This window comes from Pseudomonas sp. D4-21 (genome assembly GCF_051132125.1).
In the GTDB taxonomy this organism is placed as follows: Bacteria; Pseudomonadota; Gammaproteobacteria; order Pseudomonadales; family Pseudomonadaceae; genus Aquipseudomonas.
In genome coordinates this window covers 4,014,388-4,027,988 of the sequence record NZ_CP071664.1, presented here as the reverse complement: position 1 = coordinate 4,027,988, position 13,601 = coordinate 4,014,388, and the positions used below count along the sequence as shown (strand labels likewise).

Annotated in this window: 14 protein-coding genes; 8 read left to right on the top strand and 6 right to left on the bottom strand. The window is 61.3% G+C overall.

Going from position 1 to position 13,601, the window contains the following annotated elements:
- Window positions 1-62: 62 nt before the first annotated feature.
- Window positions 63-881 carry a UDP-2,3-diacylglucosamine diphosphatase gene (locus J3Q04_RS17920; RefSeq protein WP_420767411.1) on the top strand — a complete coding sequence of 273 codons (819 nt, stop codon included), beginning with the start codon at window positions 63-65 and terminating at the stop codon, window positions 879-881.
- A gap of 54 nt (window positions 882-935) precedes the next feature.
- Here the strand turns inward: J3Q04_RS17920 and J3Q04_RS17915 are convergent, their stop codons facing one another.
- A complete protein-coding gene (locus tag J3Q04_RS17915) occupies window positions 936-1,520 on the bottom strand; it encodes an HD domain-containing protein (protein ID WP_434562953.1) in 585 nt (194 codons plus the stop codon).
- A gap of 11 nt (window positions 1,521-1,531) precedes the next feature.
- Window positions 1,532-1,843, bottom strand: coding sequence for an Mpo1-like protein (locus tag J3Q04_RS17910; protein ID WP_420767409.1), 312 nt, complete (start codon window positions 1,841-1,843; stop codon window positions 1,532-1,534).
- A gap of 199 nt (window positions 1,844-2,042) precedes the next feature.
- On the opposite strand from J3Q04_RS17910, the gene J3Q04_RS17905 reads away from it, so the two are divergent.
- Window positions 2,043-3,098, top strand: a complete 1,056-nt coding sequence (locus tag J3Q04_RS17905) for an AraC family transcriptional regulator (protein ID WP_434610232.1) — start codon at window positions 2,043-2,045, stop codon at window positions 3,096-3,098.
- On the opposite strand, the gene J3Q04_RS17900 is transcribed toward J3Q04_RS17905, so the two are convergent.
- Window positions 3,055-4,509 carry a TrkH family potassium uptake protein gene (locus J3Q04_RS17900; protein ID WP_420767407.1) on the bottom strand — a complete coding sequence of 485 codons (1,455 nt, stop codon included), beginning with the start codon at window positions 4,507-4,509 and terminating at the stop codon, window positions 3,055-3,057. The two genes, J3Q04_RS17905 and J3Q04_RS17900, sit on opposite strands and share 44 nt — an antisense overlap.
- Before the next feature lie 154 nt (window positions 4,510-4,663).
- Here J3Q04_RS17900 and J3Q04_RS17895 point away from each other — a divergent pair, with 154 nt between their 5' ends.
- The gene (locus J3Q04_RS17895) at window positions 4,664-5,227 is read left to right on the top strand and encodes an NAD(P)H nitroreductase (RefSeq protein ID WP_434562958.1); all 564 of its coding nucleotides are present in this window, start codon (window positions 4,664-4,666) and stop codon (window positions 5,225-5,227) included.
- A gap of 193 nt (window positions 5,228-5,420) precedes the next feature.
- Here J3Q04_RS17895 and J3Q04_RS17890 read toward each other — a convergent pair whose 3' ends face one another.
- The 3 genes from J3Q04_RS17890 to phhA form a co-directional block, all read right to left on the bottom strand.
- Window positions 5,421-6,614: an amino acid aminotransferase gene (locus J3Q04_RS17890; RefSeq protein ID WP_434610235.1), complete on the bottom strand. Its 1,194-nt coding sequence runs from the start codon at window positions 6,612-6,614 to the stop codon at window positions 5,421-5,423.
- Window positions 6,614-6,970 carry a 4a-hydroxytetrahydrobiopterin dehydratase gene (locus J3Q04_RS17885; protein ID WP_420767404.1) on the bottom strand — a complete coding sequence of 119 codons (357 nt, stop codon included), beginning with the start codon at window positions 6,968-6,970 and terminating at the stop codon, window positions 6,614-6,616. Before J3Q04_RS17885 ends, J3Q04_RS17890 begins: the two co-directional genes overlap by 1 nt.
- A 99-nt stretch (window positions 6,971-7,069) precedes the next feature.
- Complete coding sequence (gene phhA, locus J3Q04_RS17880) at window positions 7,070-7,855, bottom strand: phenylalanine 4-monooxygenase (RefSeq protein WP_186704640.1); 786 nt, start codon at window positions 7,853-7,855, stop codon at window positions 7,070-7,072.
- 386 nt (window positions 7,856-8,241) lie between these two features.
- Here phhA and J3Q04_RS17875 point away from each other — a divergent pair, with 386 nt between their 5' ends.
- The 5 genes from J3Q04_RS17875 (at window position 8,242) to J3Q04_RS17855 (ending at window position 13,597) form a co-directional block, all read left to right on the top strand.
- A complete protein-coding gene (locus J3Q04_RS17875) occupies window positions 8,242-9,804 on the top strand; it encodes a sigma-54-dependent transcriptional regulator (protein WP_420767403.1) in 1,563 nt (520 codons plus the stop codon).
- A 336-nt stretch (window positions 9,805-10,140) separates the two neighbouring features.
- Window positions 10,141-10,878, top strand: a complete 738-nt coding sequence (locus J3Q04_RS17870) for a flagellar basal body rod protein FlgF (protein WP_003199043.1) — start codon at window positions 10,141-10,143, stop codon at window positions 10,876-10,878.
- Window positions 10,879-10,927: 49 nt separating this feature from the next.
- Window positions 10,928-11,713 carry a flagellar basal-body rod protein FlgG gene (gene flgG / locus J3Q04_RS17865; protein WP_186610404.1) on the top strand — a complete coding sequence of 262 codons (786 nt, stop codon included), beginning with the start codon at window positions 10,928-10,930 and terminating at the stop codon, window positions 11,711-11,713.
- Between the two features lie 72 nt (window positions 11,714-11,785).
- On the top strand, window positions 11,786-12,481 hold the full coding sequence (gene flgH, locus J3Q04_RS17860) for a flagellar basal body L-ring protein FlgH (RefSeq protein WP_434610239.1): 696 nt from the start codon (window positions 11,786-11,788) through the stop codon (window positions 12,479-12,481).
- Between the two features lie 45 nt (window positions 12,482-12,526).
- Window positions 12,527-13,597: a flagellar basal body P-ring protein FlgI gene (locus J3Q04_RS17855; protein WP_170847652.1), complete on the top strand. Its 1,071-nt coding sequence runs from the start codon at window positions 12,527-12,529 to the stop codon at window positions 13,595-13,597.
- Window positions 13,598-13,601: the final 4 nt, after the last annotated feature.

The window sequence follows — 13,601 nt, the reverse complement described above, 5'->3', positions numbered from 1 at the left end:
GCTGTCACGGAGCATTAACCGCTCGGGTGCACTGTGGTGAAAACGATCAGAGGGTTGCCCCCATGACCAGCGCCGAGCTCGCCAGGCCCAGCCGCAAGCAACGTGTACGCACCCTGTGGATTTCCGATGTGCACCTGGGCACTCGGGATTGCCAGGCCGAACACCTGTCGCACTTCCTCAAGGGCTACCACGCCGACAAGGTCTATCTGGTGGGCGATATCATCGACGGCTGGAAACTGCGCAGCGGCATGTATTGGCCCCAGGCCCATACCAATGTCATTCGCCGCCTGCTGACCATGAGCAAGCGCGGCACCGAGGTGATCTATGTCACCGGCAACCATGACGAATTCCTGCGGCGTTATTCGAAGCTGATACTGGGCAATATCCAGTTGGTGGACGAAGCGGTGCACGTCACCGCCGACGGCCGGCACCTGCTGGTGATCCATGGCGATCAGTTCGATGTCATTACCCGTTACCACCGTTGGTTGGCGTTCCTTGGGGATTGGGCCTACGAATTCACCCTGACGCTGAACCGTTGGCTCAACCATTGGCGGGCCCGTTACGGCTACGGCTATTGGTCGCTGTCGGCGTACCTCAAGCACAAGGTCAAGACCGCCGTCAGTTTTATCAGCGATTTCGAAGAAGCCATCGCCCATGAATGCGTGAAGCGTGAATTGCACGGGGTGGTTTGCGGGCACATCCACCATGCCGAGATTCGCAAGGTGGGCGAGGTGGAATACCTTAACTGCGGCGACTGGGTCGAATCCTGCACGGCGCTGATCGAACATTGGGATGGGACGATCGAGCTGTATCGGTTGGCGGACGCCCAGGCGCGGGAGGCGCTGCTCAAGGCTGAATTGAAAGTGGCTGAGCCTGCCTAGAGCGCCGGCCTGTCTATCCACCCACTTAGAACCTGTGGTTGCGTCTGCAAGAATTCAGGGCTGTTCGGCCATCGCCGCCTTGTAGATGGATTGCTTCGGCGCGGCGAACACCCTTTCCAGCATCGGCTCGAAGAAGCTCAACGGCAGCGTGTCGTATTCGGGATCGAACGCCGCGGCGTCGTATTTCGCACAGAAGTCGATGGTCGCCTGGTACTGAGGATGTTCGCAGAATTGCTCGCGCAAATGCCGGTCCATGCCCAAATGATGGAAAAAGTAGTAGCCCTGGAAAATCCCGTGTTTTTCCACCATCCACAGGTTTTCGGCGCTGACGAACGGCTTGAGGATCGCCGCGGCGATGTCCGGGTGATTGTAGGTGCCCAACGTATCGCCGATGTCATGAAGCAGGGCGCAGACCACGTACTCCTCGTCCCGCCCGTCGCGGTAGGCGCGCGTGGCGGTTTGCAGGGAATGGGTCATGCGATCCACCGGGAACCCGCCAAAATCGCCGTCGAGCAATTTCAGATGAGCGAGAACCCGACTCGGCAGCTGCCGCGCATAGGCGCTGAAGTCGGCCGCGATGATCGCCCAGTCTTCCTGGGTCCCGTCCTGCATGTGGGTGAAGCGTGCGTGAGAATTCATCGACAGCCCTCCTAGAACGCGACTTTGCCCAGCAGCATGTCGCGGTACATGACAAAGTCACCGAGCAGGCTGTAAAGGGGATGTTGGAAAGTGGCAGGACGGTTTTTCTCGAAGAAAAAATGCCCGACCCAGGCGAAACCGTAGCCCGCCACCGGCAGGGCGACCCACAGCCACCAGGCACCGACCACCAGCGCCGTGGCGAAAACCAGCAGGACCAGGGAGGTGCCGATGAAGTGCAAGCGTCGGCAGGTGCTGTTGCGGTGTTCGCTGAGGTAGTACGGATAAAACTCGGCGAAGGTGTTGAATCGTTTAGTGTTTTCCAAGACTGCGGGCTCTTTGGTTATTGTTCTGGCGACCGGTGTTTCATGGCTCATGACCAAGTCTAGAGCGGCCGTTCGCAACGGCCAGTGACAATCAGCGCCACTCTAGTGTCCTGTCTTACAAATACTGTTCGTATGACAGGACACTGATATCCTCCGCAAATCCAGCCGTACCCTGCGGCTCGTCATGCAAGTAAACGTCATGAGCGAACGAACCACTTCTTCAAGCTGGGCGATGGGGATTGTCAAGGCGTTGGAAATGGACGGCCTGGACTGTCGGGCGCTGTTCAAGCAACTGGGGCTGGATTTCGAGGCGCTGGACGATCCGGATGCGCGCTTTCCCCAGGATTCGATGACACGGCTCTGGCAGCTTGCGGTGGAGCAGTCGGGCAATCCGGCCATCGGCTTGAACATGGGCAAGGTGGTGCGCCCGGCATCGTTCCATGTGGTCGGTTACGCGTTGATGTCCAGTCGGACGCTGGCCGAAGGGTTCCGCCGGTTGGTGCGTTATCAACGAATCATTGCCGAAAGCGCCGACTTGAGCTTCCGCCATTTGGATGAAGGGTATGGTCTGATCCTGACGGTACACGGCGACCACCTCCCGCCCACCCGGCAAAGTGCCGAAGCGTCCCTGGCTTGCGCGCTGGCCTTGTGCAGTTGGCTGACCGGGCGCGCTTTGCATCCGGTGAAAGTGCTGTTCCAAGGCAACGAACCCGTTGACGTTGCACCTTATCGACAGGCCTTCGGCGCGCCGCTGGTTTTTGACGCACCCTACGATGCGCTGATTTTCCAGCAGGACGACATGGAAACACCACTGCCCACGGCCAACGAGGCCATGGCGCTGTTGCACGACCGGTTCGCGGGGGAATACCTGGCGCGGTTTTCAGGCAGCCGCGTGACTCACCAGGCGCGGCAAGTGCTGTGCCGGTTGCTGCCCCAGGGCGAGCCCAAGCGTGACGTGGTGGCGCAGACGCTGCACTTGTCCCAGCGCACCTTGCAGCGGCGCTTGCAGGAAGAGGGCACCAGTTTCCAGAGTTTGCTGGACGACACCCGACGCGAACTGGCCGAGCAATACCTGGCGCAACCCAGCATGACCTTGCTGGAAGTCGCCTATTTGCTCGGGTTTGCCGATCCGAGCAATTTTTTCCGGGCCTTCCGCCGTTGGTTCGGTACCACACCCGGCGACTATCGGGCGCGGGGCGTGGCCAAGCCGGTCAGTGACGCCAGAACGCAGGAATACACAACACGAACACCGTGATGATCTCCAGCCGGCCCAGCAACATGCCGCCCGAGAGGATCCACTTGGCCGCGTCCGGCAGCGGCGCGAAGTTGCCGGCCGGGCCGATTGTCTCGCCGAGCCCAGGGCCGACGCCGGACACGGTACTGGCCGCGCCGGTCAACGCTGTCATCCATTCCACGCCCAACAGCGACAACAGCAGGGCGATCACGCAGATGGTGATGGCGAAGAAGAACGAGAAGGTCAGGATCGAACGCACGATTTCTTCATCGAGGCGATGGCCGTTGTATTTCTGCTTGATCACCGCACGCGGGTGGATCAGTTGGTTAAGGTTGGCCCGAAGCAGGATGTAGGCGACCTGGAAGCGGAAAATCTTGATTCCGCCGGCGGTCGAGCCCGAGCAGCCGCCGACGAAACCCAGGTAGAAGAACAGCATCAGTGAGAAATTGCCCCAGAGGCTGTAGTCGCCCAGGGCGAAACCGGTGGTGGTGACGATGGACGTCACGTTCAGCGCCACATGCCGCAGCGCGTCGAGCCAATGCAGGTCGGTGGTCGCCCAATACCAGGTGCCAAGCACCAGCCAGGTGACCAGCAGCACGCCGATAAGCCCCTGGACTTGCTGGTCCTTGATCAGCGCCCGGCGATTGCCCCGCAGCGTCGAGACATACAAGGCGAACGGCAGGCTGCCGAGGATCATGATCACAATAGTGACCCAATGCACCGCTGGCTGGGTCCATTTGGCCAGGGACAGGTCCGAGGTGGAAAAACCACCGGTGGAAATCGCCGACATCGAATGGTTGATCGCATCGAACAGGCTCATCCCGGCCCACCAGAGCGCCAGCGTGCCGAGAACCGTAATGCCCACATAGGACGCCACGATCAGCCGCGCCACCATGTGCGAGCGGGGCATGACCTTTTCCGAGCGGTCGGACGACTCGGTCTGGAACAGCCGCATGCCGCCGATGCGCAACAGCGGCAGGATCGCCACGGCCATGCCGATAAAGCCGATGCCGCCAAGCCAGTGCAACAGCGATCGCCACATCAGGATTCCGGGCGACATCGTGTCCAGGCCGCTCAACACCGTCGCGCCGGTGGCGGTAATGCCTGACATGCTTTCGAAGAACGAATCGGTGTAGCTGATGTGCTGGGTCAACAGGAAGGGGAGCGCGGCAAACACACACACCACCAGCCAACTGCTGACGGTCAAAAGGTACATGTCCCGGGGCCGAAGATGGACGTGCTCGGGGCGTCCGGGAAGAATCAGTGCCAGGCCGGCGACAAAAGTAATCATGCTTGACCAGAGGAACGATGGCAGGTCGCCGGTGCGCTCGTAGACCAGCAACGTGGCCATCGGCACGACCATGAAGATCGCCAGGGTGATCAGGAAGATGCCGATGATGAAACCAATGATCCGCAGGGTCGGCAACGCCATGAAGTCCGCTCGGTCTGAAAGAGGAAAGGGCGCCATTCTACCTGCGACAAGCGGCGTGTAAACCGGCGTCCGGCGTTGCCTGTCTCTGAATTCGGGCTAACGGATTGACGGAACAGCCACTAGAATAGCCGAACATTTTTCCAGGAGGTCGCCGATGCAGGCTTTAGATGCTTTGCTCAACCGTGTTTCCGTGCCACGCCTGGTGGACCCGGCGCCCACGCCGCAACAGCGCGAAGTCATGTTCGCGGCCGCGATGCGCGCGCCCGATCATGGCCAGTTGCGCCCGTGGCGGTTCCTGACGGTAGAGGGGCAGGCACGCCATCGCATGGGCGAGCTGTTGGCCGAAGCAGCGCGCTTCAATGATCCGCTGGTGCCCGAAGCCGTCGTGGAGAAAGCCCTCAACGGCCCGCTACGGGCGCCGCTGGTGGTGGTAGTGATTGCGCGGTTGCAAGACCATTTCAAGATTCCAAAGCCTGAACAATTGCTGGCGGCAGGCTGCGCGGCACACGGCATTCTGCTGGCCGCTTATGCACAAGGGATAGGCGGCGTGTGGCGTACGGGTGAGCTGGCTTACTCGCCGCATGTGGCCCGGGGCCTGGGGCTTGAAGACGGCGAGGAGGTGATTGGTTTCCTTTACCTTGGGACGCCGCAGAAAGAGGCGCGCACGGCACCACAGGAAGATATCGGGCGGTTTGTCCGGGCCTGGACGGGGGAATAACTTCTCAAGGGCGGCGGATGACTCGAGGCTGTTTGGATCCATCGTGGCGAGGGAGCTTGCTCCCGCTGGGCGGCGAAGCCGCCCCAAAGTGTCGAGCAGAGACAGCCTGACAATCTTAAGCTTCTACTTTAGGGCTGCTGCGCAGCCCAGCGGGAGCAAGCTCCCTCGCCACGAGACCAGCGGCGACAGAAAGCTACCTGCAAACATCCGCAATCGCCACCGCCAGCGCATCCAGGCGCGTCGCATCGATGCCGGCCACGTTGGCCCGGCCGGTGCCGACCATATAGACGCTATGGCGCTCGCGCAGGTGCTTGACCTGTTCCGGCGTCAGGCCGGTGTAGGAAAACATCCCGCGCTGCACCCCCATATGGGCAAAGCGCTCACGCAAGCCGTGGGGTTCGAGTGCTTCCAGCAGACCGCCGCGCAGTTGAGCGATGCGTAGGCGCATGGCTTCCACTTCGTCGGCCCACAGGCCCCTGAGTTCCGGATTGCCGAGGATCGTCGCCACCACCGCCGCGCCATGATCCGGCGGCGTCGACCAAAGGTTGCGGGCGATGTTGGCCAGTTGGCTGCGAATGTCCGTCAATTTTTCCCCATCGCGAGCACAGACAATCAGCGCACCGGTGCGGTCGCGGTAAAGGCCAAAATTCTTCGAGCATGAACTGGTGACCAGCACCTCGGGCAACGCTTCGGCAAACAACCGCACGGCCCAGGCGTCCTGCTCCAGCCCGTCGCCGAAGCCCTGGTAAGCGAAATCGATCAACGGCAGCAGGCCACGGCTGCGCACCACTTCCAACACCTGGCGCCATTGCTCGTGAGACAGGTCGAAGCCGGTCGGGTTGTGGCAGCACGCGTGCAGCAACACCACATCGCCTTTTGGCACTTGGCCCAGGGTGGCGAGCATTGCCTCGAAATCCAGGCGGTTGTCGGCGCCCACGTAGGGGTAATGACTGGCCTTGACGCCCGCGGCGGCGAAGATGGTTTCGTGGATCGGCCAGGTCGGGTTGCTCAACCAGACACCACGGCCCGGCAGGCACTGTGCGATGAAGTCGGCGCTCAAGCGCAGGGCGCCGGTGCCGCCTGGGGTCTGGGTGGCACCGGCGTGTTTGCCGGCGATCAACGGTGAATCGGCGCCCAGCACCAGCGCATTCATCAATTGGCCGAACGCGGCGTCGCCATGACCGCCGATGTAAGTCTTGGTGGACTGGCGATCCACCAGCCACTGCTCGGCCTGTTTCACTGACTGAAGAATCGGCGTCAGACCCTGGGCGTCCTTGTAGACGCCAACGCCCAGGTCGAACTTGCCAGGGTTGCAGTCCGCCCCGTAGGCCTCCATCAGGCCCAGGATCGGGTCGCCGGGCACGCGGCCGATGGCATCGAAATGCATTACTTGCGGCCCTCGGCGGTCTTGGCAACTTCATCGGTGCGGGCGGCCATGATGAAGTCGTTGCGGTGCAGGCCCTTGATCGAATGGCTCCACCAGGTGACGGTGACTTTGCCCCATTCGGTAAGCAGGCCCGGGTGATGACCTTCGGCCTCGGAGATCTCGCCGACGGCGTTGGTGAACGCTAGGGCGTGCTTGAAATTCTTGAACAGGAAAACCTTTTCCAGCTGCATCACGCCGTCGCGCACTTCGATGTTCCAGTCGGGGATCTGCTTGATCAGTACTGGAAGTTCTTCGTCGCTGACCTGTGGGGCATCGGCGCGGCAGGCTTCGCAATGGGCTTGGTTCAAAGTGGTCATGGTGGGTTCCCGGATCGGATATTTGGAAAACGTCGATGCAGCCACGCTAAAGCAAAGTCGCGAGGCGCAACAGACTCAATTGGAATCAAAACCAGCGGTTCACGCGGCTTTCGGTGGAAATTTCGGTGCGTGCAGACCCAGTTCCCGCCCGCGCTTGACCATGCCCATGATGTCCTCGTGGGCCAGGTCGAACAGGCGCTTGAGCTCGGGCAGCACGAAATACACTGGCTGCAGGATGTCGATGCGATAAGGCGTACGCATGGCTTCCAGCGGGTCGAAGGCTTGATGCTCCGGCTCGTCTGACAGGCAGTACACGGTTTCCTTGGGCGACGAGAGAATGCCGCCGCCGTAGATGCGCCGGCCTTGCGGCGTCTGCACCAGGCCGAATTCGATGGTCATCCAATACAGACGCGCCAGGTAGACGCGTTCTTCCTTGGAGGCCTGTAGGCCGAGTTTGCCGTAGGTGTGGGTAAATTCAGCAAACCAGGGATTGGTCAGCAGAGGGCAGTGACCAAAGATCTCGTGGAAAATGTCCGGCTCTTGCAAGTAGTCCAGTTCTTCACGGGTACGAATAAAGGTCGCCACCGGAAACTGCTTGCTGGCGAGCAACTCAAAAAAGGTCTGGAAAGGGATTAGCGCGGGCACCCGGGCGACCTGCCAGCCCGTGGTCTCGCCCAGCACTTTGTTGACTTCGTCCAGCTGCGGGATGCGGTCATGGGGCAACCCCAGCTTGTCGATACCGTCCAGGTACTCCTGGCACGCACGGCCTTCGATGACTTTCAGCTGGCGGGTGATCAGCGTGTTCCACACTGCGTGTTCTTCAGCGGTGTAGTGGATAAAACCTTGCGCATCGGGCTCGCGGGCCACGTATTGCGTCTGCTTCATGCTGCTCTCCTGCTGATATCCCTCAAAGGGAAGATTTGTTTGTTGTTATCTCCAGCGATGCATAAGGGATAACCCAAACCAGGGGCAGGCGCAGCAGGGCTAGCTGGCCGAACAACCGCCAGTCATGCATAAAGTGTAAAGTTTCCGTTACGTATTCTGGCGAGTCTCGGTGTTGCAGGTATTTTCGGCTGGGAAAGGTCCTCAAACTGTCACATAATCTTGACGGCTATTTGCGCCGCAGCGCAGAAAACCGTGGCGAGGGAGCTTGCTCCCGCTGGGCTACGCAGCAGCCCCAAAAAAACAGGGCCGCTTCGCGCCCCAGCGGGAGCAAGCTCCCTCGCCACAATGAATCAAACAAACCTTAAGTGAACAGCATCGGGCCTCTCATGCGTATCAAAGTCCATTGCCAGAACCGCATCGGCATCCTGCGGGACATTCTCAATCTGCTGGTGGAATACGGCATCAACGTCGCCCGAGGCGAGGTCGGTGGCGAGCATGGCAATGCGATCTACCTGCACTGCCCGAACCTGATCAACATCCAGTTCCAGGCGTTGCGTCCGAAGTTCGAAGGCATCGCCGGGGTGTTCGGCGTCAAGCGCGTAGGGCTGATGCCGAGCGAGCGTCGGCACATGGAACTCAATGCCTTGCTTGGCGCCTTGGAGTTTCCGGTGTTGTCCATCGACATGGGCGGCTCCATCGTCGCGGCCAACCGGGCGGCGGCGCAGTTGCTCGGGGTGCGGGTCGACGAGGTGCCGGGGATTCCCTTGTCCCGCTACGCCGAGGACTTCGACCTGCCGGAACTGGTGCGGGCCAACCAATCGCGGATCAATGGCCTGCGGGTCAAGGTCAAGGGCGATGTGTTCCTGGCGGACATCGCGCCGTTGCAATCGGAGCACGACGACAGCGAGGCGATGGCCGGCGCGGTGCTGACCTTGCACCGCGCCGACCGGGTGGGCGAGCGCATCTATAACGTGCGCAAGCAGGAACTGCGCGGCTTCGACAGTATTTTCCAGAGTTCGAAGGTAATGGCGGCGGTGGTCCGCGAGGCCCGGCGCATGGCGCCGCTGGACGCGCCGCTATTGATAGAAGGCGAAACCGGAACCGGCAAGGAATTGCTGGCCCGTGCCTGTCACCTGGCAAGCCCACGGGGGCAATCGCCGTTGATGGCGCTCAACTGCGCCGGATTACCGGAGTCCATGGCCGAGACTGAACTGTTCGGCTACGGGCCCGGCGCCTTCGAAGGGGCGCGGGCCGAAGGCAAGCTCGGGCTGCTGGAGCTGACGGCGGGCGGTACGCTGTTTCTCGACGGTGTCGGAGAAATGAGTCCGCGCTTGCAAGTGAAATTGCTGCGTTTCCTACAGGACGGTTGCTTCCGCCGCGTAGGCAGTGACGAAGAGGTCTACCTGGATGTCAGGGTGATCTGCGCGACCCAGGTCGATTTGTCCGAACTCTGTGCCCGGGGAGAATTCCGTCAAGATTTGTACCATCGCCTGAATGTGCTTTCTCTGCACATCCCGCCGCTGCGCGAATGCCTCGACGGGCTGGCCCCGCTGGTCGAGCATTTCCTCGACCAGGCCAGTCGCCAGATTGGCTGCCCACTGCCAAGACTGGCCCCAGCGGCGATGGACCGGCTCAGTCATTACCACTGGCCAGGCAATGTCCGGCAACTGGAAAACGTGCTGTTCCAGGCCGTTTCCCTATGCGACGGCGGGAAGGTCAAGGCCGAACACATTCGCCTGCCGGACTACGGCGTGCGCCAACCCCTCGGTGACTTTTCCCTCGACGGAGGGCTGGACGAGATCGTCGGCCGTTTCGAGAAGGCCGTGCTCGAGCGCCTGTATTCCGAACACCCGAGCAGCCGGCAACTGGGCAAGCGGTTGGGGGTTTCCCATACGACGATTGCCAATAAGTTGCGTGAGTATGAGGTGGGCAAAGAACCCGGCGTGTGATGATAGACGCTTCGTGGCGAGGGAGCTGCTCCCGCTCGGTTGCGTAGCAATCGCCAAAAGTGTGGAGCCGCTACGCCCGAGGCGTCGGACCGGCCCAGCGGGAGCAAGCTCCCTCGCCACGGGGCGTCTATTTGATCAGGTTAGGCGGACACTTGCCGTAAGCGGCACGACACCGCCGGTTTTTCGTCTTCGATACGTTTCCATAATCCCTTTCAATTCCGCCAAGTCCTTTATTTACCGGCCCCACCAGCGTCAGAAATAAGTTGGTCTGCAATTTGCTTAAGGCTGTGCAACACAGCAGTGGGCGGCAAACGTCCGGCATGCAGAGGAACGACAGTGGACAAGTACCTTTATGTGGCAATGACCGGCGCCAGCCAGAACGCACTGGCGCAACGGGCCCATGCCAACAACCTGGCGAACATCTCCACCAATGGTTTTCAGAAAGACCTGGAGCAGGCACGTTCGATGCCGGTGTTCGGCGACAGCTTTCCGGCGCGGGCGTTTGCCATGTCCGAGCGGCCTGCCACTGACTTCACCCCGGGAGCACTGGTTGAAACCGGTCGCGACCTGGACGTGGCGGTCAGCGGGCCGGGCTGGATGGCCGTGCAGAATCCCGACGGCGGTGAAAGCTACGTGCGTACCGGCAGCCTCAACGTTGACGCCCTGGGTGTGCTGCGGGCCGGCAACGGCATGCCGGTAATGGGCAATGGCGGTCCGATCGCCGTGCCACCAGAGCAGAAAATCGAAATCGGGCAGGACGGCACCATCAGCATTCGCGCCATGGGCGAAGGCCCGCGGGTGATGGCTGAGGTGGACCGAATCAAACTGGTCAACCCTGACCTCAAGAACATGACCAAGGGCCTCGACGGCTCGATCCGTACCAAGGATGGCCAGCCCGCGCCCATCGATGCCAACGTACAACTGGTGTCGGGCTTCCAGGAAGCGAGCAACGTCAATGCCGTGGATGAAATGACTTCGGTGCTGGCCCTGGCCAAGCAGTTCGAGCTTCACGTCAAGATGATGAACACCGCCAAAGAAGGCGATGAGGCCATGGCTCGGGTCTTGCAGATCTAATCACTAATTACAGCGCTGCGCCGAAAAACAGGCGTGAGAGGAGAATCGAATGCTTCCGGCTCTTTGGGTTGCCAAAACAGGTCTGTCCGCCCAGGACACAAACCTGTCCACCATTTCCAACAACCTGGCGAACGTCTCGACCACGGGTTTCAAACGTGATCGCGCCGAGTTCCAGGACCTGCTCTACCAGGTAAAACGCCAGCCAGGCGCCCAGTCGACCCAGGACAGCGAATTGCCGTCGGGCCTGCAAGTGGGTACTGGTGTGCGCATCGTCGGCACCCAGAAAAACTTCAACGCCGGCAGCCTGCAGACCACCGAGCAGCCGCTGGACATGGCCATCGACGGTCGCGGTTTCTTCCAGATCCTGCAGCCGGACGGCACCACGTCCTACACTCGCGACGGTACCTTCCACCTCGATTCCAATGGCCAGATCGTCAACGCCAGTGGTTTCGCCCTGGAACCGGCCATCATCATCCCGAACGATGCCCAGACCTTCACCGTGGGCCGCGACGGCACCGTGTCCATCACCGTGGCGGGCAACCCGGCCTCCCAGGTGATCGGCAACCTGCAGACCGCCGACTTCATCAACCCGGCCGGCCTGCAAGCGGTGGGTAACAACCTGTTCATGGAAACCGCTGCCAGCGGCGCGCCACAAGTCGGCACGCCTGGCCTGAACGGCTTCGGCACCACGCTGCAGAACACCCTGGAAACGTCGAACGTGAGCACCGTTGAGGAGATGGTCAACATGATCACCACCCAGCGCGCCTACGAGATGAACTCCAAAGTGATCTCCACCGCCGACCAGATGCTCTCGTTCGTCACGCAGAACCTGTAATCGCGTCGCAACATTCGTCATCACGTAGACAGGGCGGCTCCAGGGTCGCCTGCAACACCAAGAGGTAGGGTCATGAATCGCTTCGTATCTGTTCTGGCATTGAGTGGGATCACCACATTGGCGGGCTGTGTCGCGCCAACGCCAAGGCCCAATGACCCGTACTACGCTCCGGTGTTGCCGCGCACACCGTTGCCGGCGGCGGCCAATAACGGTTCGATCTACCAGGCCGGTTTCGAGCAGAACCTGTACAGCGATCGCAAGGCTTTCCGGGTCGGTGACATCATCACCATCACCCTGAACGAGCGGACCCAGGCCAGCAAGAACGCCAACTCGCAGATCGACAAGACCAGCGAGACCAGCGTCGGCCTGACATCGCTGTTCGGCTCGGGCCTGACCACCAACAATCCGATCGGCAGCAACGATCTCAGCCTCAACGCCGGCTATGGCGCCGACCGTGCCACCAAGGGCGACAGCAAGTCGGGACAGAGCAACAGCCTGACCGGTTCGATCACCGTGACGGTGGCCGACGTCCTGCCCAACGGCATCATCGTCGTACGGGGTGAAAAGTGGCTGACGCTCAACACCGGTGACGAACTGGTACGCATCGCCGGCATGGTTCGGGCCGATGACATCGCCACCGATAACACCGTTTCGTCCACTCGCGTGGCCGATGCGCGCATCACCTATTCGGGCACTGGTGCCTTTGCCGATGCGAGTCAGCCAGGTTGGTTCGACCGCTTCTTCCTCAGCCCGAAGTTCCCTTTCTAGGTGATCAAGTTGAATCTTAAACAGCTGTTGATCGGTGCCCTGGTGATGTCGGCAGCCTTCAGCGCTCAAGCCGAGCGCCTGAAGGACATCGCCAGTATTTCCGGCGTGCGTTCCAACCAGTTGATCGGCTACGGCCTGGTCGTTGGCCTCAATGGCACCGGTGACCAGACCACACAGACACCGTTTACCCTGCAGACCTTCAACAACATGCTGTCGCAGTTCGGCATCAAGGTGCCGGCGGGCTCCGGCAACGTGCAGTTGAAAAACGTAGCGGCGGTGTCGGTCAGTGCCGATCTGCCGGCCTTCGCCAAGCCCGGCCAGCAGGTGGACATCACCGTTTCGTCCATCGGTAACTCCAAGAGCTTGCGCGGCGGCACCTTGTTGCTGACCCCGCTCAAGGGTATCGACGGCAACGTCTACGCCATCGCCCAGGGCAACCTGGTGGTGGGCGGTTTCGATGCCGAAGGGCGCGACGGTTCGAAGATCACCGTCAACGTTCCGTCGGCCGGGCGCATCCCTGGCGGCGCGTCGGTTGAACGTGCGGTGCCGAGCGGTTTCAACCAGGGCAACAGCCTGACGCTGAACCTCAATCGTTCCGACTTCACCACGGCCAAGCGCATCGTCGACAAGATCAATGACATGCTCGGCCCAGGCGTGGCCCAGGCCATCGACGGCGGTTCGATCCGCGTCACCGCGCCACTGGATCCGAGCCAGCGGGTCGACTACCTGTCGATCCTGGAAAACCTCGAAGTCGACCCGGGCCAGGCGGTGGCGAAAGTCATCATCAACTCGCGCACCGGCACCATCGTGATTGGCCAGAACGTCAAGGTTTCGCCAGCCGCCGTGACCCACGGCAGCCTGACCGTGACCATCACCGAAGACCCGATCGTCAGCCAGCCGGGCCCATTGTCCAACGGCCAGACCGCCGTGGTCCCGCGTTCGCGGGTCAATGCCGAGCAGGAAGCCAAGCCGATGTTCAAGTTCGGCCCGGGCACGACCCTGGATGAAATCGTCCGGGCGGTGAACCAGGTCGGCGCGGCACCGGGCGACCTGATGGCGATTCTCGAAGCCTTGAAGCAGGCCGGCGCGTTGCAAGCCGACCTGATCGTGATTTAAGGAA